Here is a 26,056-nt window from a genome sequence, read left to right as displayed (position 1 = left end):
GGCAACGCGGATGGCGCGCCGAAGGGCGGGCGCTGCTCTCGGAGCTGAGGATGAGTCGGAGCGGCTCTGTTTGCTGGTCATTTCGTATGCGAGTGCGTCGCGATTCGGGCAGCCGCCGTCCCACGCTAGCACTTGTCCGAGAAGCCGACATCCATGATAAGTCTTTGTCAAGTGGGGCAAGGCTTTCCTTTAGCGCTCAGGAGAGCGGGTGGTTGTTTCACTGAGCGCGTTCATCACTTTGCGGTTGTGCCTCTCGGCGCGGTTCCTGCGCGTAACGTAGAACCAGACATCCATTCGCTGTGTCGGGCTGTTGAGACCGTCACAAAAGATTGAGTGAGTGTTTCCTGCCAGTCCCGAAACATTTCGAAGGAGGCATTGGGAGCGTAGCTCCGTCGCCCAGTCGGCTTCTGCGGGACCTGGCAGGTTGCGTTGGATGAATCTGCTCGTTCTTCGTAGCGGCTTCAGGCCGCTGCTCTTCGTTCTCCTGCCACTACGAACTCTCGTCCACTGCGGTCCACCGCAAGCAGATAGGCTACAAGCTTCCCGGCGACCGCAATCGAGGCTCGATTGGCATGGCCCTTCTGCTTTTCCGTGCCATAGACCAACGCCAGTTCAGGGCTCAAGCGCGGGGCCAGCTTAGCTGCTTCGATAAGCACCGATTGAAGATGTTTATTCCTCTGCTTGGAGATCGGCATGCGCTTGATTGTCTCCGCTGAACTTCGCTCTGCAACGCACAGACCGCAGTAACTGACAGCTTGCTTGACCGAGTAAAAGCCAGCTACCTCGTCGACCTCAAGCACCCAGGTCAGAGCGGTGATCGGTCCGACCGCAGGGATCGTCATCAGGCGTTCGACACGAGCATGAAGCAGCGGGTCACGGCGCAGCATGAGGCAGAAGATGGTCATAGATCCATCCGGTAAACATGGTTGCTTCCATGGCCACGGTCCACGGAACTGGTAACGTCTTCACCCAATCGTCGAGCTGTGCTCTAGTCGCAGCAACGGTGCCTTCAGAAAGAACCGTACCGCTCACGTCCTTTCACGCAATAGCTGATCGTCTTCTTGTGGATGTCTAATCCGATGAAGTGCATACTGGTCACGAGGAGCCTCCTTGGATGTCTCTGAATCAGCAAATAATCGCTGAGTTCAGCCCTTGTACACCAAAGTGCTCCTCAGCCCAACGACTTATCCATACAAACAAGTGATAGTGAGAGTCTGATCGATCGTGCAAGTCTTGATTCCTGTCTTACCTATTTCAGTCGGGGTGGACTGTGCCTTGAAGGCTGTACGTGATGAAGAAAGGATCGAGAAATTGTGCCCGTCCGCCTGACCGCTTGCGATACTTGCAGGTAAGCCTGACAGAGTACTTAAAGAATCGGTGTATGTGCCACTCGTAGCGTGATACGTAATTTCTGCTTTGCCGATCAGAGTGAGGTCGGCTGCCGCTGCAGCATCTCGCGCCGCCTCCCGCGCTTTTTGGACTGCCGGAAGCAAAAGCGCAATCAGCACAGCGATGATCGCGATCACTACAAGCAGTTCAATCAAAGTAAATCCCGAGCTCATGTTTCGACGAGTGATTCTTGCGGTATCCATTCTGCTCTCCTTTCGCGTGAAACGCATCACGAAAGACGCGTTCGACCTCCTCTGGCGAACCTTTCACCGTTGCGGGATCGGGGATTACCCAGTGGGCAGTCATCGGTTTTCCTGGCCAGAAGGGGCACACTTCATTGGCGGCGCTGTCGCAGACCGTAAAGACAAAAGTCCATGCGCGGCGCAACGGGTGCAGCAAACTCGTCCCATGATTTGCTGCGTAGCCAAGTAGTGGATATTCCAGCTGATTCAAGCTCTTTCAACGCCTCGGGCCGCGGCGTTCCCGATGGATGGCTGCCTGCACTGTACGCGGTAAAACCGCCCTTGGCCCGGTGGTTCAGAAGTGCTTCCGCAAGGATGGACCGTGCGGAGTTACCGGTGCATAGAAATAAAACGTTGTAGGGTGGCGGCATTGCCGTTAGCCTTTCTGAGCAGGGGGAACAGCAACCCGCTTCGCAGCAAGCTGTAATGGTTTCGTGGCGCGAATGAAGGCGCTCAGGAACTTGTCTTCGACCAGAGGCGCAATTTCATCCACTGCGATGCCAGCTTCGGTTAGAAATACACGTGCATCCTCGATATCGTAGGTGCGTGTTGTCTCGAAGCTGACATCAGCAAAGCCGGCGGCGAGTAGTTTTGCGCGATAGTCTTCTCTTTCGAGCGCTCCGGCGATGCAACCCACCCAGAGCAACATGCTCTCCCGTACTTCTTCCGGAACCAAGCCGTTGACGACCACATCCGACACGGCAAAGCGTCCCCCGGGCCTAAGGACCCGAAAGGCTTCGCGGAGAACACGAGACTTATCAACCGAGAGGTTGATAACGCAGTTTGAGATGACAACATCGACCGATTCGTTCGGCAGCGGAATGTTCTCTATCTCACCCTTAAGAAACTCAACATTGTCCGCCCCCGCTTGTCGTTGATTTTCTCGCGCGAGGGCAAGCATGTCATCCGTCATGTCGAGACCGTAGGCCTTACCAGTCGGCCCTACTCTCTTCGCCGATAACAATACGTCGATGCCACCGCCGGAGCCGAGGTCTAAGACGGTCTCGCCTTCCCTCAACTGGATCAACGCAGTTGGGTTGCCGCATCCCAGTGATGCAAGGACTGCATTCTCAGGGAGCGTTGCTGTTTCCGCGCTGTTGTATAAGTCCTTGGTGATAGGGTCACAGCAACGCATGGCGGGATCACAACACGCGGTTGCGCCGGAACCTGTGACATTCCGCGCTATAGAACCATACTTCTCTCGGACGGCAGATGGATTGTCCATTGGTCGGCTCCTCATATTTGCCAACACAAATGTATGGCCACCAATACATATCTGTCAAGGCGTATATTTATGACATGTGCCGAACTCCGAAGCCGTTCGATCTTGTGCAACTATTTGCTGCACTTGCCGACCCGACTCGTTTACGACTGCTAAATCTCATGAACGGGCGAGAGGTTTGTGTCTGTTACTTCGTTGAGATACTGAAGCAAGGGCAGCCGAAGATCTCACGCCATCTCGCGTATCTTCGCCGCGCCGGGATTGTGGGAACGAGACGCGAGGGCAAGTGGATGCATTACCGCATCGAGCGGCCCGATGACACGAAAGCTGCCTCGATTCTCGATGTAACTCTTAGGTCTTTCGAAACAGACCGGAAGATGAAAGCTGACCTTCTGCGGTTGGGACAAGCCTGTTGTGAGCCTCAGAGCTTCGTGACGCTTCAAGGCGCGCCAATACCGATGAACTTATAGCAGAGAACGATTGGACGAAAAGTAGGCTTCACGATTGCAGTGACTGGTCACGAGAAGCGCGTCTCTTAGGCCAGTCTGAGCTTGGTCCTCGAATCGTAGTTCGGTAGATGAGCACCAACCGATCCGATGAGACGAATGCCATATATGGCACCTGCTTAGCTCGTTCCCGCAGGACTAAAGGCGTGGCACGCGAATGAGGACGCCGAGCTTCTGCGTTTGCGTGGTGTCCCGCGAAGTCGGTCTGCGCGTCATTTCGAAGCAGGCGCGGGTTGCCGACCTGAGGCCGTTACCCTCGCTAAGAGCTTATCGAAGCGCGGGTCGTTGTGCAGCGGTTTCAAAGCTTCGTCAGCACGCATGAAGGGAGCATTGTCATAGCCGGCTTCGATAGCGTGCTCGAGATATCCGAAAGCTTCGTCCCGGCGGCCGGTGCGAACGGAGAGGGAGGCGAGGTTGTACCAAAGGTCAACGATGCTCTCGCGTGACGCATGTTTTGCGTCTGCACCGATATTTGCGATCGTGTCCGTGTACATCTTTTTCGCCTCTTCGTAGCGCCCAGTCCTGGTTAGAGCCTCCCCGAGAATTCTGAGACTCTCAAGGGTGTCCTGATGATAGGGACCGAGGGTTCGCAGTTGATCGTCGAAGGCACGTCTGGCGAACACCTCAACCTCTAGGAAGCGCTGTTCTCTGAGTAAAATGTCGGCGAGAAGCGACCTAGATGCCGAGGTGTCTGGGTCGCCCGCATCAAGCACACGTATTTGCACTTCCAGAGTGTGACGCATCAGTGTTTCCGCTTCTTCATATCTGTTTTCCTGCTTGAGCACCGTTGCGAGGTTGTATTGCGAAAGAAGCGTGTCGGTATGTTCGTTGCCGAGGAGGCGCTGACGAGTAGCCAGAACCTGCCGCAGCAATAATTCCGCCTCGGAATAGCGCTGCTCGGCGGACAGTACATTCGCCAGTCCCTCTTGGGCACGCGTCGTCGACGGATGATCCGGCCCTACGACTCGTAATTCGATCTCCAGCGCCTTTCGATATAAGTTTTCGGCTTCTGCATTGTGGCCATCGATGAATCGAATGGTATTGGCTAGCGTTGTCATCGAGTTAGCGGTGTCCGGATGTTCCGGTCCCAGGACGCGCTTCTCGATCTCAAGATTCTCCCGATACAGCTTCTCGGCTTCCTCATAGTTGCCCTGATCCAGAAACACTGTGGCGAGATCGTGAACGGTTGCCAAAGTATCGGGATGGTCTGCGCCCAGGTTGTGGCGCTCCCCATCGAGTAATTGGCGATACTCCGCTTCGGCTTCTGCAAAGCGGTTTTCGCCGTCCAGTGCATTGGCCAGCCCGTCCATAAATCGCAGTGCCTGCGGATTTTCTGGCCCTTGGCGCCGATTGCTGATAACGATCAACTCCCGTTCAAGTTTTTCCACCTGGGCATAATGCGCTTGCCGGAGTAGGATCCGTGCGAGGCGATCCCTGGATTCGAGGGTCGAGGGATTTTCCGCACCCAAGATGCGGCTTTGAGCATCGATCGTTGACCGGATCAAGCCTTCGGCCTCAGCATCATGTCCTTCGAGATAGAGTATCCATGCCATCTGGGACTTTGCCTCTAATGTCTTCGAGTTATCGGCTCCCAGTGTTCTTAGCCGGTCCTGCAAAATGCGCTCCATCAATGCGTGCGCTCGCGAAAAGAGGCCGAGGTTTTCGTAGGTCTTGGCCATAACCAACATCAACTGGGAACGAACCACGGGGTCCCGATCCAAATCTCTCTCGATCTCATTTGACGACCTGTCGAGGATCTCCCGCGCAGTTACGGTGTTGCCACGCGCTTCGCTTGGCGCAGAGACCTTAAACATGTTTGTCAGGAACTCTGTGATTCGGTCAGCCCGGTCGCGTTCGCGTCGGATACTCCTAAGCTCAATCGCTTGGGCTATCGCAAAGATTGTCCCCAGAAGTACTGACAAACTCACGAGCGTGACACGTAGTCTGTGGCGGCGGATGTATTTATGTGCTCGGTAAATAGCGCTAGGCGCATGCGCCAGAACTGGCTCGTTGTCGAGATATCTGCGGATGTCGGCAGCCAGTTCCATCGGGGTAGAGTAGCGTCGTGACCGGTCCTTTTCGAGCGCTCGCAGTGCGATGGCGTCAAGATCTCCACGCAGTAAGCCGATCAGAGATTGCGGGTCCACATTGCGATTCTTTGCGGTTAGTTGTGAATCTTCACTTTCCGTCAGAAGTCGGCTGCTCGGACTTGGTGCATCCTGATCGCGTAGGCGCCGCAGTACTTCATCGTAGGCCAGCTTTCGAAAATCGAACGGCAAGGTGCCGCTAAGCAACTCGTAGAGCACTACGCCAAGCGAATAGACATCACTTCGCGTATCGATGTCCTCCCCGCGAGAGTCGGCCTGCTCGGGACTGATATAGCCCACGGTACCAATCAGCGCACCTATCTGGGTGTACATCATCCCGACATTCGGATGTTGAGCAGTGGCCTTGGCCACACCAAAGTCAATGATGTGAGGGATCGGGTTGCTCGCTCCTTCTGAAACAAGTATGTTCGAGGGCTTCAAATCACGATGAATGATGGCCTTCTGATGAGCATGTTGGACTCCGTCGCACACCGCAAGGAGTAGTCGGAGCCGCTGCCGAATATTGAGCTTATGCCGATCGCAATAAGTAGTAATAGGTAGACCGGCCACATATTCCATCACGAAATAGGGACGACCATCAGTAGTTGAACCAGCGTCGAAGACCTTTGCGATCGACGGATGACTCATCAACGCAAGCGCCTGCCTCTCCGACTCGAAGCGGGCGATCACCTCTCGCGTGTCCATGCCAGCCTTGATTAGCTTGACGGCAACCCGACGTCGGACGGGCTGCTTCTGCTCAGCAAGCCAGACCTCTCCCATCCCCCCCTCACCGATCAATTGCAGCAGCTGATAGAGGCCAATGATCGTGCCAGCGGCTAGCCGGCCGGAGTAATAGTTGGGCTCTTCAAATATCGGCTGGTGCCCAGCTATTCCTCCCTGCGGTCGTTGGGGAGCCGTGGATTCATCTGCGTTCATTACGGTTTCCCCCGTTGGATCGGAGCCCGGAGCGTCAAGATGAGCCTACGTGCATCGACATTCGATTGCGACTATAACCTCGATTTGACCGATATCGAAAGAATAGCGGTCTTCGTCGATAAAGGATTAGGCAACATGCATGCTTTGGCTCTTTGAAACCAGCAAGTCCTCGATTCGAACTGGCAAATCGCGTACTCGAATACCAGTCGCGTGATAGACGGCACTCGTAATGGCAGCGGCAATTCCGGCGAGGCCGATCTCACCAACGCCACGGGCTCCAAGCGCGTTAAGCTCGTAGTCGGGGTAGTCGAGAAATGTTACGTCGATATCGGGAGTGTCTGCGTTGACTGCGACGACATAGTCCGCGAGGTTGTTGTTGATCGGAGTTCCGGAGCGTGGGTCGTACATCGTCTCTTCGAAGAGCGCCATGCCGACACCCATCATGACCGCACCTTCGATCTGGTTGCGGGCGGGCCGCGGATTCAGAATGCGTCCCGCATCAATGACGGTGACTACGCGACTGACGCGAAGGCGAGCAATCTCAGGTTGCCAAGTCACTTCAGCAAACTGCGCGCCATAGGAATGGAACGAGAACTTCGGCTTCGCGGACCCAAAAGTGCCATCCGATTTGTCCGTGCCCGAGACAGAGCTGACTTTAGCAATCTTCAAAATCTCTGTGATCGGCACGGCGCCTTGCGTTTGCCCTTTCAGCCGAACGGTTTCGCCGACAAGCTCGAGATCTTCCTGCTTCTTTCCTTTGAATGGAGATCCGTCAGACTTGACGGCGGCCAGTAATAGCGCTTTGCCAGCTTTTCGAGCTGCTCCGAGCACTGCCGGTGTCATGGAAGCAGTGACCCAGGAGCCCCCGGAGATCGGTCCGGGCGGAAGAGAAGAGTCTCCGAGTACGACATCGACTTTGCTAACTGGGATTCCCGTCTCGTGACTGACCACCTGCGCCATGACGGTATAGGTTCCTCCGCCGATGTCCTGTGTACCGCAAGCGACACGTGCTGAGCCATCTTGCAGGAGCTCAACTGTCGCCTCCGTTTCAATACGTGCCGCCAACCACGAACACGCGGCGACACCCCAGCCCAATGTAAGACCGTCACGCTTCATCGAACCTATCTCAGGAGTTCGCCGCGACCAGCCGAACTTGTTGGATCCAACGGTCAGGCATTCTTTCATGTGGCGTGATGAAAAAGGGATGCCCAAACTCTCGTCCAGCGCTGGCTCATTTTTCAACCGAAGCTGAACGGGATCCATCTTGAGCGCGATCGCCAACTCATCCATGCCCGATTCAAGCGCAAACAGTCCTGGGACTGCGCCTGGACCGCGCATCGCAGTTGGATTGCCGACGTTACGACGTGCGAGACCTCCGGTTACAAGCAGATTCGGAGTGCTGTAAATAAAAGGCGTGATCTCTCCGCAACCTTCGTCATAGTCATCGAGGATTGAGGTGTGGTTGACGTAATCCTGTTGGACGGCGGTCAGTCTTCCGTCTGAATCGGCAGCGAGTTGGATTCGTTGATCTATCGCAGGTCTGTGGCCGACGCTTTGGAACATCATCTGGCGGCTGACTACCAGCTTGATAGGTCGTCCGAGGTTGCGTGAGCATGCCGCAGCGAGCAACCCGTGAGGCCAAGGCCACAACTTGCCACCAAATCCTGAGCCCAGATACCGAGTGATCACTTGCACCTGCTCTTTTGGAACACCCAGCATCTGTGCCATGACATCGCGATGGTTCACAACTGCTTGCGACGTCTCGTACAGCGTGTACTTTTTTCCATCGTAGACTGCGACGGAGGCATGCAACTCGATGGGGTTGTGGGTTTCGACAGGAATCGTGTAGACCTCATCAACCTTTACTTTCGCTACTTTCAACGCTGCTGCCGTATCGCCGCGTTTACTTTTTTCATCAGGTTTGTCCGTCGTCAGCGGGGTTCCGAGAAGTTTCGCGCTGGTGTTTGGGTTCTCCTTGTTGTATGTCACCTTCACACTCTCGGCTGCGGCGCGAGCCTGTTCGACGGTCTGTGCCACAACGACAGCAAGATATTGGCCGTAGTAACGAATCGTGTCGTCTTCGAACGGTGGACGCTTCTCGTCTACGATGAGAGTGAAGCCGGTTGAGGGAGGAACGCGGTAAAGCTTACCGATGTTCTCGCGGTGATACACCGCTATAACGCCGGGCATCTTCTCTGCTCCGGCGGTATCGAGACGAGTGATCGTACCGCTCGAAATCGTCGCGCAGACCGGCCATGCGTAAAGGAGGCCGGGGAAGTTGTGGTCTGAGGCGTACATGGCAACGCCGCTCACCTTGAGTGGGCCATCTATCCGAGGCGTCGCAACGCCAATCACCTTCGACTCAGTTACCTGATCCATCGTCGTCTCCTTAGGCGTTTTGGCTCGCCTGACCCATCGCATGCACTAAGCAGCGTTTGGCCAGCTCTACTTTGAATGCGTTCTGGCTTTGAGGCTTTGCACCATGAAGTGCAGACTCGGCTGCGGCTCGGAAGTTCGAGGGAGTCGGAACCTTCCCGAGGAGCGCCCTTTCAGCTTCAGGAGAGCGCCAGGGCTTTGTTCCAACCCCTCCCATCGCGACACGAATGAAGTCGATTTTGCCACCCGCGTCCTGCTTCATCACAATTGCTGCTGAGGCTAATGCGAACTCGTAGGAGGCGCGATCACGGAGCTTTAGATAGACGCTCTGTGTGCCGGCGGGCAGTTTAGGAAGAGTGAGATGTGTCACCAGATCACCCGGCTCCAATACGGTTTCGCGCTGCGGAGTAGATCCGGGAACGAGGTAGAACTCTGCTATTGATACCGTTCGCTGCCCTTTTGGGCCTTCAATATGAACGGTCGCATCGAGCGCCACCAGTGCAACGTTCTGGTCAGAAGGGTTGCTTGCAATGCAATGATCGCTGGTACCCAAAATCGCCAGCATACGGTTATAACCGCCTATAGCAGAACAGCCGGAGTCGGGTTCTCGTTTGTTACATGATGCTGCTGTGTCTCTGTAATAGACGCAACGCGTCTTCTGCAACAGGTTTCCTCCAGTTGTCGCCATGTTGCGTAACTGCGGAGACGCACCTGCCAGTAAGGCTTGTGAGAGCACTGCATACTGGGATTTCACGGTCGGGTCATGAGCAACGTCTGCGTTTCGCGCCAGAGCTCCCACCTTCAGTCCGCCGTCCGCTGTCTTCTCGATCTTATCCAGCGGCAGACCGTTGATATCTATCAGCTGTCTGGGTCGCTCAACGTTCAGTTTCATGTAGTCGATCAGGTTGGTCCCACCTGCAATGAAACGGACGTCCGCGCCATTCTGCGCTGTGGATGACTTTGCCTGCGCCTTCACTGCGTCCGGTACCGTTTGCGCCGTCACTAGCTCGAAGAGTTCCATCGCCGGTCTCCTTTTACGCCATTCGCCGAACTGCCTGGACAGCCGCAACGATGTTTGGATAGGCTCCGCATCGGCAGATATTGCCGCTCATCGCCTCCTTCACATCACTATCCCCTGCCCCCCATGGCTCCTTCGCCATGGCCACAGCAGACATGATCTGTCCTGAAGTGCAATAGCCACACTGGAAGCCGTCGTGCTCCACGAAAGCTTCCTGCATTGGGTGAAGGTGGCCGGGTTGACCTAGACCTTCGATAGTGGTGATTTCGGCGGTCTGCTGCATCGCTGCAAAGGTGAGGCAGCTATTCACGCGTCGACCATTGATATGCACGGTACAAGCGCCGCACTGCCCGTGATCACATCCTTTTTTAGTTCCTGTTAGGTGTAGTGTTTCGCGCAGGGTGTCCAACAGGGTGGCACGTGGGTCAATTTGAACCGAGTACTGTCGTTCGTTCACTCTTAGCGTCACCGGCATCGTTCCCGTAATTGCCTGACCTTCAGAACTCGCTCTCTCTTGTGCTCCAGCTATCGTCGGAGAGATGGCGAGCGGAGCGACCGCAGTCGCAGCCGTAGCAACACCCGCCGCACCCATATGCGAAAGAAATGATCTTCGGCTTAACTTCCCGAGCGAAGACGTCGGCTCTTTATCTTTTTCATCGACACTCAAGAGCTACCTCCCATTTGTTCTCTACTAGTTAGCTCATACCGCCGTCAGCTTAACATTGGTGGCAAGATTCTATCGGCTCCAAGGCTGTCCGCGCAAAGCATCAAATAAATAACAGCTACGCCTTTTAGCGCCATCTTCATGTGGCCACGTACTAGAATGCCTGTCCTTCTGCTCAAGTCCGGGTCGCACAAATAACTTCAGGAGGCCCGATCACGTAAGCACAAGCTGTTGCACCAGTCGTTATTTTGATCCACTACGAGATAAGAGTGCCAAAGTAGTAGAAGCTCAGGGATGGAGAGGATGCGCATCGGCGCCGGTCACTCCATACTGACTGTTGCGTCAATTGAGAGCGAAACCAGATCACCGGCATGCCGTACTGATTTCCTATTCATTTAGCCGGATCATGAGATCGAGCGGGGTGAATAGTGATGAGACGCGCGGTTGGTAACGGCGTCTTGAGGCCAATTCTTTTCCGTTTAGATCGCACGGAGTTTATGAGCGCGAATATTCACACCACGAAAGCTCGAAGAACCCCGTGCAGTTAGGGCCTAGGATCGCGGATAGGCTATTGAGAACAGCACCATTGGGCTCAGAACTCTATGCGCAAAAATACAGGAAAAACGAGACGTTCACAGGTTGTAATAGTCGGGGCAGGACCGGGCGGACTGGCGGTGGCGATGCTCCTGGCAAAATCGGGAGTTCAAGTTACTGTTCTCGAGAAGCGCAGCCAAGTTGGAGGAAGGACCTCGACGATTGAACGGGACGGTTTCAAATTTGATGTTGGTCCGACGTTCTTCTTATATCCAAAAGTCCTGAGGGAAATCTTTAAGACGTCAGGATACGATCTGGAAGTCGAAGTCCCGATGACTCGGCTTGATCCTCAGTACAGGTTAGTGTTCGGCGCAGGTGGTGAGTTGTTGGCAACGCCGGATGCTGAGCGCATGAAGCAGGCAATCGCGACGATCTCGCCGCCGGATGCGGCTCGCCTCGATAAGTTCATGACTCAGAATCGAAAAAAGCTCACTAGCTTCATGCCGTTTCTGCAATCTTCTTTCGAGAGCTGGAGGGATTTGGCAAAACCAGAAATTATGAAGGTTCTGCCCTTGCTGTCTCCGTGGAGGTCCCTAGATCAAGATCTACAGCGGCACTTCAAGGATGAGAGGATTCGACTTGGTTTCAGCTTTCAGTCGAAATACCTGGGAATGAGCCCCTTCCAGTGTCCTAGTCTGTTTTCCATTCTTTCTTTTCTCGAATATGAGCACGGAGTGTTTCATCCGACTGGTGGGTGCGGGGCTGTCACGCAGGCAATGGCCAGAATCGCTCGAGAGATGGGGGTGAAGATTCTGCTCAACGAGCCGGTAGAGCGAGTTTTCGTGGAGAACGGAAATGCCATCGGCGTAAAGACAGAGCACTACACCTTACCCGCAGATGCAGTCGTGGTGAATGCAGATTTCGCAGGTGCGATGCGACAGCTGGTTCCGAACCATGTGCGAAGAAAATGGACAAATGAAACGCTGGCCAAGAAGGATTACTCTTGTTCGACGTTCATGATGTATCTGGGAATCGATGGTTGCTACAACGATGTGTCACATCACACGATCTACCTGGCTGAGAATTACAGGCAGAACTTGCAAGATATAGAAACGTTGCACCGACTCTCAGATAACCCATCGTTTTATGTTCAGAATGCGAGTGTCACAGACTCAACGCTGGCCCCGAAGGGTAGGAGCACCCTCTATGTACTGCTACCAGTTACACATGAGACTGGATTAAAAGGGAGCAACTCTGTGGATTGGGAAAAGGAGACCCCACGGTTCCGAAAGCTAGCCTTTGAACAATTGGAGAAGATCGGGATCACAGATGTCGAGAGACGAATACAAACGGAGAAGATTATGACCCCATCCGGTTGGAGCAGCGAGTTCAATCTTTACAAGGGAGCGACCTTTAGCATGGCGCACTCGTTGAAACAGATGCTGCATCGACGTCCTCATAATCGATTCGAGGATATCGGACAGATGTACCTAGTCGGTGGAGGAACGCATCCGGGAAGTGGATTGCCCGTCATCTTCGAATCGGCTCGAATTACATCACGCCTCTTGCTGCAGGACATGAAGATTGAGCCCCACTGGGAGGAATCCGTATCCCCGATCTCTGACAGTGAGCTGGTCGGCGTGGCATCATAACGATGCTCATTTCCGCGATCAGGGAAGAGGCTGCCGCCAGTAAATCATCGCGTACCGACAAGAACGCGGAAGGCAGCGTTATTGAATCTACTTCGCGTCACGACGCGCAGCTGACATGGGCCAAGTTGCCGATACAGAAACGCCTTGAGGTGCTGCAGCATGCCCGGTTTGCGATGTCGCGCATGACCGACGCATTCTCTGAAGCAATACCATCTCATCTATGCCGGACGCCTGCGGATACCAGAGTCGCAGAGATCTTGCCACTGCTGGCAGCCTGCCGATTTTTGGAACAAAGAGCAGCGAAGATTCTCAAGATCCGACCGTTGGGTAGCCGAGGACGCATTTTTTTCCTGGCACGGTGCATCAGTGAGGTTCAGCGCGTACCTCACGGAGTTGTTCTTATTTTGGGACCAGCAAACTATCCGCTTTTCTTACCCGGAGTTCAGACTTTGCAGGCATTAGCTGCGGGCAATGCCGTCGTGTTGAAACCTGGGCATGGCGGCGGCCCGATAGCGAAACTCTTTGCCGAAGCGCTCTATGCTGCGGGCCTTCCACGTTCTTTGCTGGAGGTGATGGATGATTCGATCGAGGCGGCAGAGGATGCTTTACGGTCCTCCGTGGACAAGGTGATCTTCACGGGGTCCGCTCAGACTGCGCGAACAGTACTGCGAGTATGCGCGGAAAAGATAATCCCATGTGTGATCGAGGCATCGGGATGTGACGCTGTCGTGGTGCTACCTTCGGCCGATTTGAAGCGAGTTGTGAGGGCCATAACGTTTGGGATGCGTCTGAATGGCTCGGCTACGTGCATGGCGCCGCGAAGGCTATTGCTGTTAGGTGCATCCGAGGATCGAAAGAAAATGCTGGTCGGCATGTTGTCCACTGCGTTCTATGAATGCGGGCCGGCGTATCTCAGCGAGACCCTGCGAGCGAATTTGGACGAAATGTTGCACGAGGCGGAGCGTTTTGGCGCTCGCGTGCACGGTTCTATCAGTGAAGAGCAACGACCTATCCTGGTGACTGAAGTTAAACCCGGGATGCGTCTTGCCCAAGCCGATCTATTCGCTCCGGTGTTGTCGGTGATCGACGTATCAAGCGAGGCAGAAGTGCTTGCGGCGCAGGAGGCCTGCCCTTTCGCACTGACGGCGTCGGTATTTGGCGATGAGGTGGAAGCCAAACGTATGGCATCGGCGCTCAACGTGGGCAATGTGTTGATTAACGACATCATCGTTTCCACTGTGGACCCACGGATCCCGTTCGGTGGACGAAAAGAAAGCGGCTACGGAGCCACCCGCGGCACTGAAGGACTCCTTGAGATGACTGTCGCCAAGGTGGTGTCAGTGCAGCGCAGCAAAAGCGTTCGCTCCTACGAAGGAACAGGAGATCAACATCGCGAGTTGTTCGATGGAGTGATCCTGGCGTCACACTCGCAAACGCTGCGTCAACGAGGTCAAGGCTTCGCTAGAGCACTAAGGGCTGCAATGCGGCTCCGACAGAAGTAGTCAAAAAAAGGAAGAGCATGCGGGACGGCGAAATGAAAGTTGGAGTGATCGGAAGCGGATTGGGTGGGCTGGCGGCGGCGTGTACGCTGGCTGCCCGCGGATACCAGGTAGAGGTGTTCGAGAAGAATGCATGGATCGGGGGAAAGGCTGCTCAGTTGCGTGCTTTCGGCTTCCGCTTCGACATGGGACCGACGATTTTGATTCAGCCTTCGGTGCTCAGAAGGATCTTCGAAGAAGCTGGACGACGCGTGGAAGACTATGTGCCTATGGTAAGACTCGATCCGCAGTGGCGATGCTTCTTCGAAGATGGAACAAGGATGGACTTGCACGACGACGCCTCTAGGATGGCGAAGGAACTGGAGGCAATCTGGCCAAGGATGGGCGCCGGCTACCTCAAGTTTCTTGAGACATCAAAGCAATTGCACTCGATCAGCGACCGGTTCTTCTTTTGGCGATCAATCGGGTCGATGAAAGACACGATGGATCTGGGCGGAGCATTTGACATCAAGGTTCTTAAGGACGTGATGAGGATGAGGCTGGGTAAAACGGTTGCGGGCACAATCCGAGAGTTCATCCCGGATGCGAATGTGGCACAGATGCTCGATCACTTTGTGCAATATGTGGGAAGCTCACCCGATGCTTCGCCTGCGATTCTTTGTGCAATCGGACACATGCAGATGGAAGAAGGAATCTGGTACCCACTCGGTGGAACACGTGCAGTGCCAGAGGCTCTGGTGAAGCTGGCTGGCGAACTTGGTGTGGTGTTTCATACAGAGACAGACGTATCGCGGATTCTCACGGACATACCTCGGCATGGGGGAAGAGCGGGCGGCAAGGTAACTGGGCTGGTGACGACGCTGGGCAAGGTGCATCATTTTAATGCTGTGATCTCGAATGAAGACGCAGTGCGGACCCACCGTGAACTCGTCGGCGGAGCGGCCGCACAGCAGTTTGAGCATAAGCGACACTATGAGCCGGCGTGCTCCGGCGTAGTACTCTATCTCGGGCTGAATAAGCGGTACGAACATCTGGCGCATCATGACTTCGTGTTTTCGCGCGACCCCCACGAGGAATTTCACTCAATCTATGAATTGGGTGAGCCCGCTCCCGATCCGACATGTTATCTCGCTGCCACGGCCTCGACCGATCCGACCAGCGCCCCTGAAGGCGGCGAAGCGTTATACGTACTCGTACACACACCTTATCTGCGCGAACATCATGACTGGTCCAAAATGCTTCCCGCATATCGTCAGGTGATCTTGAATAAGCTAAAGCGAACCGCAGGGCTCGAGGATATTGAAAAACGTATCGTCTTTGAAGGGGCACTAACCCCTCAGGATATTCATGAACGATATAGGGTGCTGAACGGAGCTATCTACGGGGTCTCAAGCCACGGAGTCTTCCGGGGCGCATTCAAGCCGGCCAACCGCAGTAAGGAACTGGCAGGAATGTATCTTGCCGGGGGAGCCGCACACCCGGGTCCCGGAATGCCAATGGTAATGATGTCGGGATGGATCGCGGCGGATTCGCTCGATCATGATGCTCACCGATGACAAACGCGCCACCCATTTCGCTACCGGCCCTTCGCTTCTTTCGAAGAATCGTACGGGGTTACTTTCGCCGTCACTTTCACGCCGTAAGGATAAGTGGAGCGGCTGGATTTTCCGCGCTGGCAAAATCAGATGCCGGACCAATGATTGTGTATGCAAATCACAGTTCGTGGTGGGATCCGATGGTTTCGGTCTATCTCGCTGAGAGATTCATGAGCGCCCGTCAGCATTACGCCCCAATGGATGCAGCTGCTCTCGAGCGATATGCAGTTTTGAAGCGTGTCGGCATCTTTGGAGTCGAGATGAACTCAACTCGTGGAGCGGCGACGTTTTTGAGGACAAGCGAAGCAATCCTAGCGTCGGGCGGAGTTGTATGGATAACACCGCAGGGGCGCTTCGTTGATAGCAGGACGCGACCGCTGGAGTTCAAGCCGGGTCTCTCTGCTCTGGCGTCGAGAGTAGCTGCAAGCACAGGTTGGTGCACGGTAGTTCCGCTCGCCATCGAATATCCCTTCTGGGACGAGCGGTTGCCAGAGTGTTTGCTGCATTTTGGAGAGACAGTGAGGGTTGAGTCAGGAGACGATCCTGAGATCCTGCAACCTCGATTGGTCAGTTCTCTGGAAGTGGCTATGAACAATCTAAGCGCGATAGCAATGCAACGCGATGCTCAAAGCTTCGACACCTTATCGCATGGGAAGCTAGGGACAGGCGGCTTCTATGGAGGATGGCAAAGGCTGAAGGCATTCTTAATCAGAGGACCTTATTATGCGGAGCACACGGCGAAACTGAAGCGTCGTGCAGATCTTGCCTCCTCCACGGAGCGAGCTGATGATGATGTTTGACGTCTTAACAATAGCGGTAATGCTCTGTTCTTTGGCGCCTGCGGTATTGTTTTGCGTAAACTGGCGGCGATATCTTGCTCCTCCGCAAGCCGGGTCGCTCCATATTCCCACGATCTCTGTTCTGATTCCAGCGAGGGATGAGCAGGATGGAATCGCCGACGCAGTGAAAAGCGTTCTCGCAAGCAACGGCGTGGTCTTCGAAGTGATCGTGATGGACGATGGCTCGACCGATCGAACGGCTGATATCGTTGAGGCGATCGCGAAGAAAGATGCGCGGGTCAGACTTGAACGCACTCAAACACTGCCGATCGGTTGGAATGGCAAGCAGCACGCCTGCTGGGCCCTGGCACATGCTGCCAGCCATGAACTGTTCTGCTTCGTTGACGCAGACGTAAGACTTAAGCCGGAGTGCCTGGCCCGTATGGCGACGCTCTTGAAGCAGGGTGAACGGGGGTTAGTCAGTGGTTTCCCGCGGCAGGTGACGGAGACGTCGCTTGAACGGTTGCTGCTGCCGCTGATTCACTTCGTCCTGCTCGGATATCTGCCGGTCGAAAGAATGAGAAACACCACCGAACCGGCGTTAGCGGCAGGCTGCGGGCAGTTCATTCTCGTTCGACGTAACGATTACTTTGCAAGCGGCGGCCACGCGAAGATCAAGGCCACCATGCACGACGGACTCCTCCTTCCGAGGTTGTTCCGGCAACATGGATATCGAACAGATTTGGCCGATCTAACTGATCTGGCAACGTGCAGGATGTATCGTAACGCTCTGCAAGTGTGGCAAGGGCTTGCCAAGAATGCGACGGAGGGACTCGCGGCTCCAGTAAGAATCTTGCCAATCAGTCTGCTTCTATTCCTGGGTCAGATAGTACCGTTCGTGCTGGCAGCATGGCTATGGCTGTTGGGAGGATCTTCGGTTGCGGAGAATGTTTATTTGTTGGTCGCAATTGCTGGAGCATGGCTGCCACGTTTTCTGGGGGCATACCGATTTCGTCAGAGTTGGCGCGGGGCGTTGCTCCATCCCCTTGGCATTGGAATACTGCTCGCTATCCAGTGGTACGCTCTCACGCGAAAATTAGCTGGCAGAAGTGTCACGTGGAAAGATCGCTCTTATTCTGAATTATAAGAATATGGCATCGAAAGGACTTTTAGTAATGACTCTGCGAGACGTTTCAATTATTGTTGAAGCTGGATTAGCCCTGAAAACCTTTTGTCGTCTATTCGAAATGGGCGGAACCCGAAAACTTCGAGGTTGCCCGTCGATGAGTGAAAATCTCTAGTGCCGTATCGACAGTGCTTCCTGACAGCGAAACCCCGCGCTGTAGTACACGGCCAGCAGTGCGCGATGCTTGGTGTTCGTCGTCGCATCCAGCAGAGCGCAGACCTCTTCCCGGCTTTAGACCGTGGGCAGCTTACGGCGCACCTTGGGCTTGATGATCTCCTGATCGAACCAGGTCTGCTTCAGCGTGCGCGTGTAGAGGAACTTCAACGCCGACCGGGCGCACTGGAGTGTTCCCCGGGCCAGCTTCCGCTCGTTGAGCAGATACAGAAGCTATGTACGGATATGTTCCGGACCGAGTTGATCGGGTGACTTGTGGAGTAGCTGGCGAACTCAGCCACTATCCGGGTGTAGGAATGAATCGTACGTGGAGAGTAGTTCCGCAGCCGGAGATCTTCCTGCATGCGTTGGCGTAGGTGAGTCAGGGACACCTTCTTGGGTGTCCAAAACTCTATCCAAAAGCCACAGAGGCATACCCCTGCCGCGCTTGCGGCTTAGTGCAAATCGCCATAGCACCCATCGAGGTCCGACGAGTGCTTTGCTCTGTTCTCGCCAGTCGAGAATTACCTTCAGATTGCCCGTAATTCGTCCATAACCAGAAGTTTGGGCACGTGCTTCCTTCAGCAAAGCTGATTATCCGTGTCCCTGCGTGCCTGCTCTCTGGCATCCTCCACCATCTCCCGAAAACGAAATTTGCGTGAGATCTTTTGTGGATTCTGGCGCACGTCGCCCAATGAATGCCCTGTTGCGGGTCGCTCTCTAAAATCGTAGTTTATCGGCGGTTTGCGGCGCCGAGATACGTTCCGTCGAGCTGATCGATTGACGGACATCCGAGCAGAGTGAGGGTAAGATCGAGATCGTCCTTCAGGATCTTGATTGCGCGAGCAACGCCGGCCTCTCCCGCCGCGGCAAGTCCATAGGCGTAAGCCCGTCCGATCAGCACCGCGCGAGCGCCAAGGCAAATCGCCTTAACGATATCGCTGCCTCGGCGCACGCCACCGTCCATCAGGACTTCGACTTGGCCGCCGACCGCCTCCACGATCTCAGGCAGCGCATGCAGCGACGGAGAGACGGTGTCCAACTGCCGTCCGCCGTGGTTCGAAACAACCACCGCTGCAGCACCTTCATCTACAGCACGCCGGGCATCATCGCCGGTAAGAACCCCCTTGGCCACAATCGGGCCTGGCCACATCTCGCGTATCCATCGCAGGTCTTCCCAGCTCGCTCCTGCGTGAGAAAGCGCGGCTCCCACATCGACCAGGTCCATCGGACCTTTTCCTGGAATCACAACATTGCCCAGCTTGGGAACGCCGCCATCGAGCAAGAAGGAAGCAAGCCAACGGGGATGCGCGAGGATGTTAGGAAGGAAGCGTGTTTTTGGCAGCAGGGCGGGTGCCAAGAGCTCCTTCATGCCGTTGCGCGGGTCGCGTTCGCGCTTGCCTGCCATGGGAGTATCGACGGTTAACACCAGTGCGGAGTAGCCGGCGCGGCGTGCCCGGTCAATGGCGCCCTCTGCTGCCTGGCGACCTCCAAGCAGATACAACTGGTACCAGAGCGGGCCGGTGGAGGCGGTCTTCACATCCTCCAGCTTGTGGCCGGAGATTGTTGGCACAGTGTAGATCGTACCCGCATGGCCGGCTGCGCGGGCCACGCCTGCCTCCCCGTCTGAGTGCATCAGACGGATGTAGCTTACGGGAGCAAGGATCGCGGGGAAGGCGATTTCGTGGCCGAGCACGCTCACGGTCGTCTTGCAGTCATAAACCGCAACACCGCTGCGCGGACGAAATGTCGCATCGCGAAAGGCGCGGCAGTTTTCCGCCAGTGTGATTTCGGCGTCCGCGCCGCCGTCGAGATAGTCGAAGACCGACCTGGGCACTCTTCGCTCGGCCAGCCGGCGAAGATCCTCGATATTAACGATGGCAGACGAGTTCAGCTTGCGGTTTGGCATGGATACGCCTCGAGACGGGACCGTCCTCGAAATATTATTCGGTTTCCTGAGGGAATGCTTCGTTTCGGATGTGTTGTCGGCTTCTCGTCGATAATGATAGCTTCCAAAAAGTGCGTTTGCGGGTACGAGTCAGTGCTGCGCTGTATGTGTGGGAAATAGCTGGAGTGTGGCTGTTGAGAACGATTGTGCCGGAACGGTGACTCCCGACACGTTGCTGTTCTAAAGGACTGAGGGGAGAAAATCTGAAAGATTGGAGACCACCGTGTTCCTGATCGATGATAATCGCGTGGCGAGGTTTCCATGACTAAGTTGCGCTGTCTCTGCTTTAGCGTCATCAGCTTGCTTCTCTCTGGAGCGGCAAAAGCCCAAGCTCCCATTTCGCGGAACGATACGGATCGCGCCGAAGCACTTCTAAAGCAGATGACAACGGAGGAAAAGATTGGACAACTGAACCAGCCCTTCTACATCAAACTTCCGATCCCCGGCGTGAAGACTGATCCGGTCTCATACGAAGACCACGTGCGTCACGGGGAGGTCGGCTCCTTTCTGTTCCTCACCGATCCGAAGGAGATCAACCGTCTGCAGAAGATCGCGATGACCGAGCAGCGCTTGCACATTCCAATTCTTTTTGGCTTCGACGTGATTCACGGCTTTGATACCGAGTTTCCTGTACCGCTGGCGGTGGCCGCTTCCTGGGATCCGACGATGGCCGAACAAGCGCAGGGGATCGCTGCGGAGGAGGCGGGCCATGCGGGTCTGCGCTGGAGTTTTGCGCCTATGTTGGACATCGCACGAGACCCACGATGGGGCCGGATCTCCGAGGGAGCAGGTGAAGATCCCTACCTTGGCGCGGCAATGGCACGCGCTCAGGTACGAGGTTTTCAAGGAACGCCTGAGAATCCACGGCCCTTCATCGCGACCTTGAAACATTTCGCAGGCTATGGTGCCGCTGAAGGTGGCAGGGACTACGACGCCGTGTACATTCCGGAGGAGCAGATGCAGAACGTCTATCTCCCTCCCTTTCGCGCTGGGATTGAAGCGGGCGCAGGAACTGTCATGAGCGCTTATATGGATCTGAATGATGTCCCGGCCGCCGGGAATGTGCACCTCCTTCAAGACACTCTGCGTGCAGAACTTGGCTTCAGAGGATTCGTCGTGAGCGATGCCTTTGCCGTCGGGAGTCTGGTCACTCAGGGTTTCGCTAAGGATGCGACCGACGCGGCACTTCGCGGCGCTACTGCTGGCGTGAATATGGATATGGGCAGCGCCACCTACCTGGCACATATGAAGTCCCTGCTTGATCAGGGGCAGCTAACTCCAACTCAGCTTGATGATCTTGTCCGCCCTATCCTCGCAGCAAAGTATCATCTGGGGCTTTTTGAGAACCCATATGCGGATGCTACAGAGCAGACCCACGCCGAGATGCTTGCGAAGCATCGTCAGACGGCGAGAACCGCAGCTGCACGTTCTGTTGTGTTGCTTAGGAACGAAGGCAGTCTGCTGCCGCTGCAAAAGACTACAAAGCATATTGCCGTTATCGGGCCGCTGGGCAACAGCAAGGCCGATATGAATGGACCATGGAGCCTCACTGCCAAGGCAGAAGATACGGTTTCTGTCTTCGACGGTATCCGCGCAAAGCTCCCCGATTCGCATGTGGAATACGCAGAAGGCGTGCAGATTGCCAAGGCGTTTCCTTCTTCATTCGATGGCTTCATCGGGCCTAAGATAGAAACACCGTGGAGCCCCGAAGAGGCGGATCGCCAGATGAAGAGCGCTCTACAGTTGGCCGGTAAATCTGATGTGGTGATCATGACCCTCGGCGAACTAAGCGTTATGGATTTCGAGTACTCCTCGCGTTCGTCGCTAAGTCTTCCCGGCAAACAACTGGAACTTCTCGAGAAGATTCAAGCGCTTGGGAAGCCTGTCGTGTTGCTGCTCTTCAGCACCCGGCCGCTTGATCTTTCGTGGGCTTCAGAACACATTCCAGCAATCATGGATTGTTACTTCGGCGGCACGGAGACCGGGAATGCAGTTGCCGATCTTCTGGTGGGTGATGCGGTACCCGGAGGCAAGCTGCCGGTTACCTGGCCACGAACCAGTGGGCAGATTCCAATCTATTACGCGCATACCACCTCGCATAAGCCCTACGATTCGCCGGACTTTACCTCCCGCTATTGGGACGCTCTCACCTCACCTCTTTACCCTTTTGGATATGGGCTTAGCTATTCGACCTTCTCTATCTCCGATCTTCGACTAACCGCTAAAACCGCTCCGTTGGACGGATCCATCACCGCAACGGTCACGGTTGCAAATACTGGTGCAAGAGTAGCCGACGAAGTAGTGCAGCTTTATCTGCATCAGCGATTCGGTTCGGCATCGAGACCCGTTCGTCAGTTGAAGGGTTTCCGTCGCATCACGCTACAGCCAGGGCAAAAACAGGAGGTCAGCTTCACGATCGGCAGCGACGAGCGAAACTATTGGAGCGCCGCGAAGAATGGATGGGTTGTAGAACCTTCCGACTTCGACGTATGGGTTGGCAACAGTTCGACAGCCACACTGCACGACAGCTTCTCGGTGATGCGGTAAAGGTGGAACAGGAACGTTCTTCTGGACGGGGCAAGTCGGCTCTTCGTCACCGATCCAGTCGAGACGCATCACCCGGGAGTCAATCTTGAAAGAGGGCGGCCGTCTCGGTTTCAAGCGCTTACTCTTGAGTTATTTCCGGGCTGGGCGACAAACTAGAAATCACGAAAAGGAAGTGATTTTCATTACCTTTGGGTTTTGAGTGTAAACGCCATTCCACTGACCAGCGACCGACGAATATCTTTTAAAAGCGCTCAGGGTCGCAATTGACCGTATAGTCAGTTAACGATACAGTTCTTTCGGGAGCATATATGCAATCCATCGGAGCCGTTTTAGAGTCCGCACCTCGTACCCATAAGCGGGACAGAGACGTGACCGTGCCGGCCATTCTGGCCGCGGCAGAGATTGAGTTCGCCACAAACGGTTTTGCCGCAGCACGAACGGAGAGCATCGCGGCGCGGGCGAATGTGGTCAAGGGTTTGATCTTTCATTACTTCAAAAGCAAAGAAGGGCTCTATCAGGCGGTTCTTGTGCGGGCCTATGAGCCAATTAGCGAGGCGCTCGATAGGTCTTTCGACAAAAACCTCAATGCCACGGACGCTTTGCTGACCTTTGTCGAGAGGCTGCTCGGGGCAATGAGAGAGCACCCCTTGTCTCCCATTATCTTTGTGCTGGAGAGTATTCAAGGCGGGGGCGAGCAAGTTCACAAGTTAGGAATGCCTTCGCTCTATAGCCGAGTCGAAGTCTTGCTGAAGAGGGGGATCGCGTCCGGAGAGTTCAGGGAAATGGACCCCCGACATGGCGCCATCAACATTATCGGCCTGTGCGGCTTCTATTTTTGTGCGGCCAACAACATCTCACATATTCCCGGAAAAAGCCGTAACCCCCTGAGCAAGCAATCGTTGGCCAGACACACAGAAGAAGTGATGGCCCTTGTCAGAAAAGGCATCCTATCGAGCAACTAAAAAATGTGTGTCATTTATATGTATTAGGACATCTCATTAATTGACTGACTGGATAGTCACTGAGAACTGACAAAGAGATTGCGACGATGAAATTAACGACACCACCGAGCTCGAACAAACAAGAAATAAAAGAATTACTGACAACCACAGCCGCAATAGCAACCATGAAAGCCGCCCAGGTGAACACGGCTGGTGCCGGTCTTAAGCTCGTTGAGCTTGAGATTCCCAAGCCAGGCCCGGGACAGGTGCGCATCAAAGTTCAGGCGTGCGGCGTGTGCTACAGCGACTCGATCGTCGTCGAAGGCCGCCGTCCAGGAATCCCCTATCCGCGCGTTCCGGGACATGAAGTGGCCGGCGTGGTGGACGCGCTCGGGACTGGAGTGAATGAGTGGCGAACAGGCCAGCGTGTTGGCGTTGGCTGGCATGGCGGCCATTGCGGTACCTGTCCCGAGTGCCAGCGCGGAGATTTTCGGAACTGCCGCAATGAGCAGAATCCCGGTCTCAGTTATGACGGCGGCTATCAGGAGTACATGCTGGCTCCGGTCGAAGCGTTGGTTTCGATTCCCGACAGTCTCAGCGATATCGAAGCGGCGCCGCTGCTGTGCGCTGGAGTTGCCACCTTCGACGCCCTGCGGCACGCGGGCGCACTACCTGGCGACCTGGTCGCGGTGCAAGGGATTGGTGGACTCGGCCACCTCGGAATTCAATTCGCCAATAAGTTCGGCTACAAGGTGGCTGCAATCGGACGTGGTTCGCAAATAGAACCACTGGCAATGCAGCTCGGTGCCGACGTGTATATCGACAGCAACGCGAAGGACCCAGCCGAGGAACTACAAAGGTTAGGCGGCGCAAAAGTGATTATCGCGACAGCGCCGGACTCCAAGGCAATGACCGAACTGATTGGCGGTTTGGGTCCGAACGGCAAGCTTCTTCTGATCGGCGTAACTTCCGACCCCATCGAAGTGGCTCCGGTAAAGCTCATCAGGGGCAGCAAGACAATTGAAGGATGGGGAGGCGTAACGCCGGCGGACTCAGATGACACACTCCGCTTTGCCGAACTGCGCGGGGTACGCGCCATGATCGAAACCTATCCCCTGGAAAAGGCAGCCGAAGCATACGCCCGCATGATGAGCGGCAACGCAGAGTTTCGCGTTGTGCTGACAATGTAATTACGGCAATCGTGACAAGAACGGCGTCGGAACGAATCTCGATACACCATCAGTTCAGGTTGCTTCGTAGGTTTAACCGACTGACCAGATAGTTAATTGTGAGAACTAAAATGTATATGACGATTGAACGCAGTTCCAGACAATGGTTCCCTCCAGCGAAGGTTGCAGTGCTCCTGCTCCTCATACTCGGTACGAAGGCTGAAGTGATGAAGGCGCAGGGTGCACCTTCCGCAGACCAGAAGCTATCGTTGAAGGGCGCTGTTGATCTTGCCCTGAAACAAAATCTCGACATCCAGATAGGTGATATCGAAACTGCAACGCAACAGCAGGACCGAGTGATTGCGCGCTCTGAACTGCTGCCGCACGCGAGCTTCGAGGCGGATGAGAGTGACAATCGCTACAACCTGAAAGCCCAGATTGGTATTCAGATTCCTAACGTTCCCCACAGCATCGGACCCTATCAGGCAGTTCACGTCGGCCCAACATTCTCAGCTCCTGTCTTCGATCTGACGCTAATTCGCCAATACGAGGCGAGCGGGCATCGCTTGCTGGCAAGCCGTGCTGATGAGCAGACGGTTCGCGAAGAAACTGTGCTGCTGACTGTCAGCGAATACATGGCTCATCTTCGCGCCCTTGCCAGCATCACGGCCGCCGAGTCCCGTGTGGAATTGGCAACCCGTCTCGCCCATCAAGCGGATGACCTGCTAAGGGATGGCGTAGCAAGCAAGATCGATGTATCGCGAGCGCAGGTGAGGCTCAGAGAAGAGCAGCAGCACCTGATTGATGCCGAGCGCGATGCGGACACCACCCTTTATGCGCTGAAGCGAATCATAAACGTCCCCGACAGCCAGAAGATCGAGTTCGCCGATCAGCAGGACTTCTTTCAGACGCCATCTCTCGACCTCTCAGACCCGCTGTTAACGGCCCTTGTGCAACGCCCCGAACTGCACTCGCTGGCCGAGAGCATCAAGGCCGCTCAACTAACGCACAAGGCTGCTGTGGCAGAGTCGTTGCCTAAATTTACCTTCGATGGTTTCTGGAATGAGCAGGGGCAGACGTTCAACAAAGCCACTCCCGGATACGAATACCGAGTCAGCATGAGGGTTCCCATCTTCACCGGCGGACGACTCAGAGCAGAGCGGAAGAGCACAGCGCTGGCCGAACAGCGAACAGAGAAACAGCTCGCCCAGGAGCGCAACCAGGTGACCGAGCAGGTGCGCGACGGGCAGGTCGAATTGCAGTCTGCGCTTCACCAGGTTGACCTTGGTCGGCAGGAGGTGCAGTTGGCCAATGAAGAAGTCACGCTCTCGCAGGGCCGCTTTCAATCAGGCGTCACGGACAACATTGAAGTCACCCAAGCGCAGGATTCGCTTGCCCGTGCAAATGACACGGAGATCGGCGCTTTGTTTCGCTACAACATCGCACGTGCGCAGCTTGCTCGTGCTGTCGGCAGTGTGGAACAGACCTACACGCACCCCTAGATGCTTGCTTTTTTATGAGAGGGAATGTCATGAGTCAAGCAGTAATGGAATCGGAAGTCAAAGAATCAACCACAGTACCTCAACCTCCGAGCACAAGTAGAATTGCGCGGC

General features: G+C 55.2%; 19 protein-coding genes and 2 pseudogenes. 11 read left to right on the top strand and 10 right to left on the bottom strand.

Features of this window, described 5'->3' with window-relative positions:
- Positions 1-461 precede the first annotated feature (461 nt).
- From RBB82_RS23420 to RBB82_RS23405, 4 genes and pseudogenes are all read right to left on the bottom strand, one after another.
- On the bottom strand, positions 462-905 hold the full coding sequence (locus tag RBB82_RS23420) for a transposase (RefSeq protein ID WP_433975526.1): 444 nt from the start codon (positions 903-905) through the stop codon (positions 462-464).
- Positions 906-1,184: 279 nt separating this feature from the next.
- On the bottom strand, positions 1,185-1,592 hold the full coding sequence (locus RBB82_RS23415; RefSeq protein WP_433975525.1) for a type II secretion system protein: 408 nt from the start codon (positions 1,590-1,592) through the stop codon (positions 1,185-1,187).
- 22 nt (positions 1,593-1,614) lie between these two features.
- A pseudogene (locus tag RBB82_RS23410) lies at positions 1,615-2,002 on the bottom strand (arsenate reductase ArsC); the annotation flags it as partial.
- A 5-nt stretch (positions 2,003-2,007) separates the two neighbouring features.
- A complete protein-coding gene (locus RBB82_RS23405; protein WP_433975524.1) occupies positions 2,008-2,856 on the bottom strand; it encodes an arsenite methyltransferase in 849 nt (282 codons plus the stop codon).
- Here RBB82_RS23405 and RBB82_RS23400 point away from each other — a divergent pair.
- Positions 2,844-3,323: an ArsR/SmtB family transcription factor gene (locus RBB82_RS23400; protein ID WP_433975523.1), complete on the top strand. Its 480-nt coding sequence runs from the start codon at positions 2,844-2,846 to the stop codon at positions 3,321-3,323. The genes RBB82_RS23405 and RBB82_RS23400 overlap by 13 nt on opposite strands.
- A 248-nt stretch (positions 3,324-3,571) precedes the next feature.
- Here RBB82_RS23400 and RBB82_RS23395 read toward each other — a convergent pair whose 3' ends face one another.
- The 4 genes from RBB82_RS23395 to RBB82_RS23380 form a co-directional block, all read right to left on the bottom strand.
- A complete protein-coding gene (locus tag RBB82_RS23395; protein ID WP_433975522.1) occupies positions 3,572-6,382 on the bottom strand; it encodes a tetratricopeptide repeat protein in 2,811 nt (936 codons plus the stop codon).
- A 126-nt stretch (positions 6,383-6,508) separates the two neighbouring features.
- Complete coding sequence (locus RBB82_RS23390) at positions 6,509-8,761, bottom strand: xanthine dehydrogenase family protein molybdopterin-binding subunit (RefSeq protein WP_433975521.1); 2,253 nt, start codon at positions 8,759-8,761, stop codon at positions 6,509-6,511.
- Between the two features lie 10 nt (positions 8,762-8,771).
- Entirely contained in the window at positions 8,772-9,779 is a 1,008-nt protein-coding gene (locus tag RBB82_RS23385) for an FAD binding domain-containing protein (RefSeq protein ID WP_433975520.1), read from the bottom strand.
- Between the two features lie 13 nt (positions 9,780-9,792).
- On the bottom strand, positions 9,793-10,443 hold the full coding sequence (locus tag RBB82_RS23380) for a (2Fe-2S)-binding protein (protein ID WP_433975519.1): 651 nt from the start codon (positions 10,441-10,443) through the stop codon (positions 9,793-9,795).
- 599 nt (positions 10,444-11,042) lie between these two features.
- On the opposite strand from RBB82_RS23380, the gene crtI reads away from it, so the two are divergent.
- The 6 genes from crtI (at position 11,043) to RBB82_RS23350 (ending at position 18,111) form a co-directional block, all read left to right on the top strand.
- Complete coding sequence (gene crtI, locus RBB82_RS23375) at positions 11,043-12,626, top strand: phytoene desaturase family protein (protein ID WP_433975518.1); 1,584 nt, start codon at positions 11,043-11,045, stop codon at positions 12,624-12,626.
- Positions 12,627-12,628: 2 nt separating this feature from the next.
- Positions 12,629-14,128, top strand: a complete 1,500-nt coding sequence (locus RBB82_RS23370) for an aldehyde dehydrogenase family protein (RefSeq protein ID WP_433975517.1) — start codon at positions 12,629-12,631, stop codon at positions 14,126-14,128.
- 32 nt (positions 14,129-14,160) lie between these two features.
- Positions 14,161-15,681, top strand: coding sequence for a phytoene desaturase family protein (locus RBB82_RS23365; protein ID WP_433976002.1), 1,521 nt, complete (start codon positions 14,161-14,163; stop codon positions 15,679-15,681).
- Positions 15,678-16,520 carry a lysophospholipid acyltransferase family protein gene (locus RBB82_RS23360; protein ID WP_433975516.1) on the top strand — a complete coding sequence of 281 codons (843 nt, stop codon included), beginning with the start codon at positions 15,678-15,680 and terminating at the stop codon, positions 16,518-16,520. Before RBB82_RS23365 ends, RBB82_RS23360 begins: the two co-directional genes overlap by 4 nt.
- The gene (locus tag RBB82_RS23355) at positions 16,507-17,646 is read left to right on the top strand and encodes a glycosyltransferase family 2 protein (RefSeq protein ID WP_433975515.1); all 1,140 of its coding nucleotides are present in this window, start codon (positions 16,507-16,509) and stop codon (positions 17,644-17,646) included. The genes RBB82_RS23360 and RBB82_RS23355 overlap by 14 nt, the downstream gene beginning before the upstream one ends.
- 219 nt (positions 17,647-17,865) lie before the next feature.
- Complete coding sequence (locus tag RBB82_RS23350) at positions 17,866-18,111, top strand: hypothetical protein (RefSeq protein ID WP_433976023.1); 246 nt, start codon at positions 17,866-17,868, stop codon at positions 18,109-18,111.
- A 17-nt stretch (positions 18,112-18,128) separates the two neighbouring features.
- Here RBB82_RS23350 and RBB82_RS23345 read toward each other — a convergent pair.
- Both RBB82_RS23345 and RBB82_RS23340 read right to left on the bottom strand, forming a co-directional pair.
- Positions 18,129-18,203: pseudogene (locus RBB82_RS23345) on the bottom strand (hypothetical protein); the annotation flags it as partial.
- Positions 18,204-18,571: 368 nt separating this feature from the next.
- The gene (locus tag RBB82_RS23340; protein WP_433975514.1) at positions 18,572-19,747 is read right to left on the bottom strand and encodes an alpha-hydroxy acid oxidase; all 1,176 of its coding nucleotides are present in this window, start codon (positions 19,745-19,747) and stop codon (positions 18,572-18,574) included.
- 300 nt (positions 19,748-20,047) lie between these two features.
- Between RBB82_RS23340 and bglX the strand changes: the two genes are divergently transcribed.
- From bglX to RBB82_RS23320, 4 genes are all read left to right on the top strand, one after another.
- The gene (gene bglX / locus RBB82_RS23335) at positions 20,048-22,333 is read left to right on the top strand and encodes a beta-glucosidase BglX (RefSeq protein WP_433975513.1); all 2,286 of its coding nucleotides are present in this window, start codon (positions 20,048-20,050) and stop codon (positions 22,331-22,333) included.
- A 308-nt stretch (positions 22,334-22,641) separates the two neighbouring features.
- Positions 22,642-23,295, top strand: a complete 654-nt coding sequence (locus RBB82_RS23330; protein ID WP_433975512.1) for a TetR/AcrR family transcriptional regulator — start codon at positions 22,642-22,644, stop codon at positions 23,293-23,295.
- Positions 23,296-23,450: 155 nt separating this feature from the next.
- The gene (locus tag RBB82_RS23325) at positions 23,451-24,464 is read left to right on the top strand and encodes an alcohol dehydrogenase (RefSeq protein WP_433976001.1); all 1,014 of its coding nucleotides are present in this window, start codon (positions 23,451-23,453) and stop codon (positions 24,462-24,464) included.
- 110 nt (positions 24,465-24,574) lie between these two features.
- Positions 24,575-25,945: a TolC family protein gene (locus RBB82_RS23320; protein WP_433975511.1), complete on the top strand. Its 1,371-nt coding sequence runs from the start codon at positions 24,575-24,577 to the stop codon at positions 25,943-25,945.
- Positions 25,946-26,056: the final 111 nt, after the last annotated feature.

Origin of the sequence: Tunturiibacter lichenicola (assembly GCF_051013355.1) — a bacterium.
GTDB lineage: Bacteria > Acidobacteriota > Terriglobia > Terriglobales > Acidobacteriaceae > Edaphobacter > Edaphobacter lichenicola_F.
The sequence above is the reverse complement of the archived record's forward strand: the minus strand, read 5'-3'. Positions and strand labels throughout refer to the sequence as shown.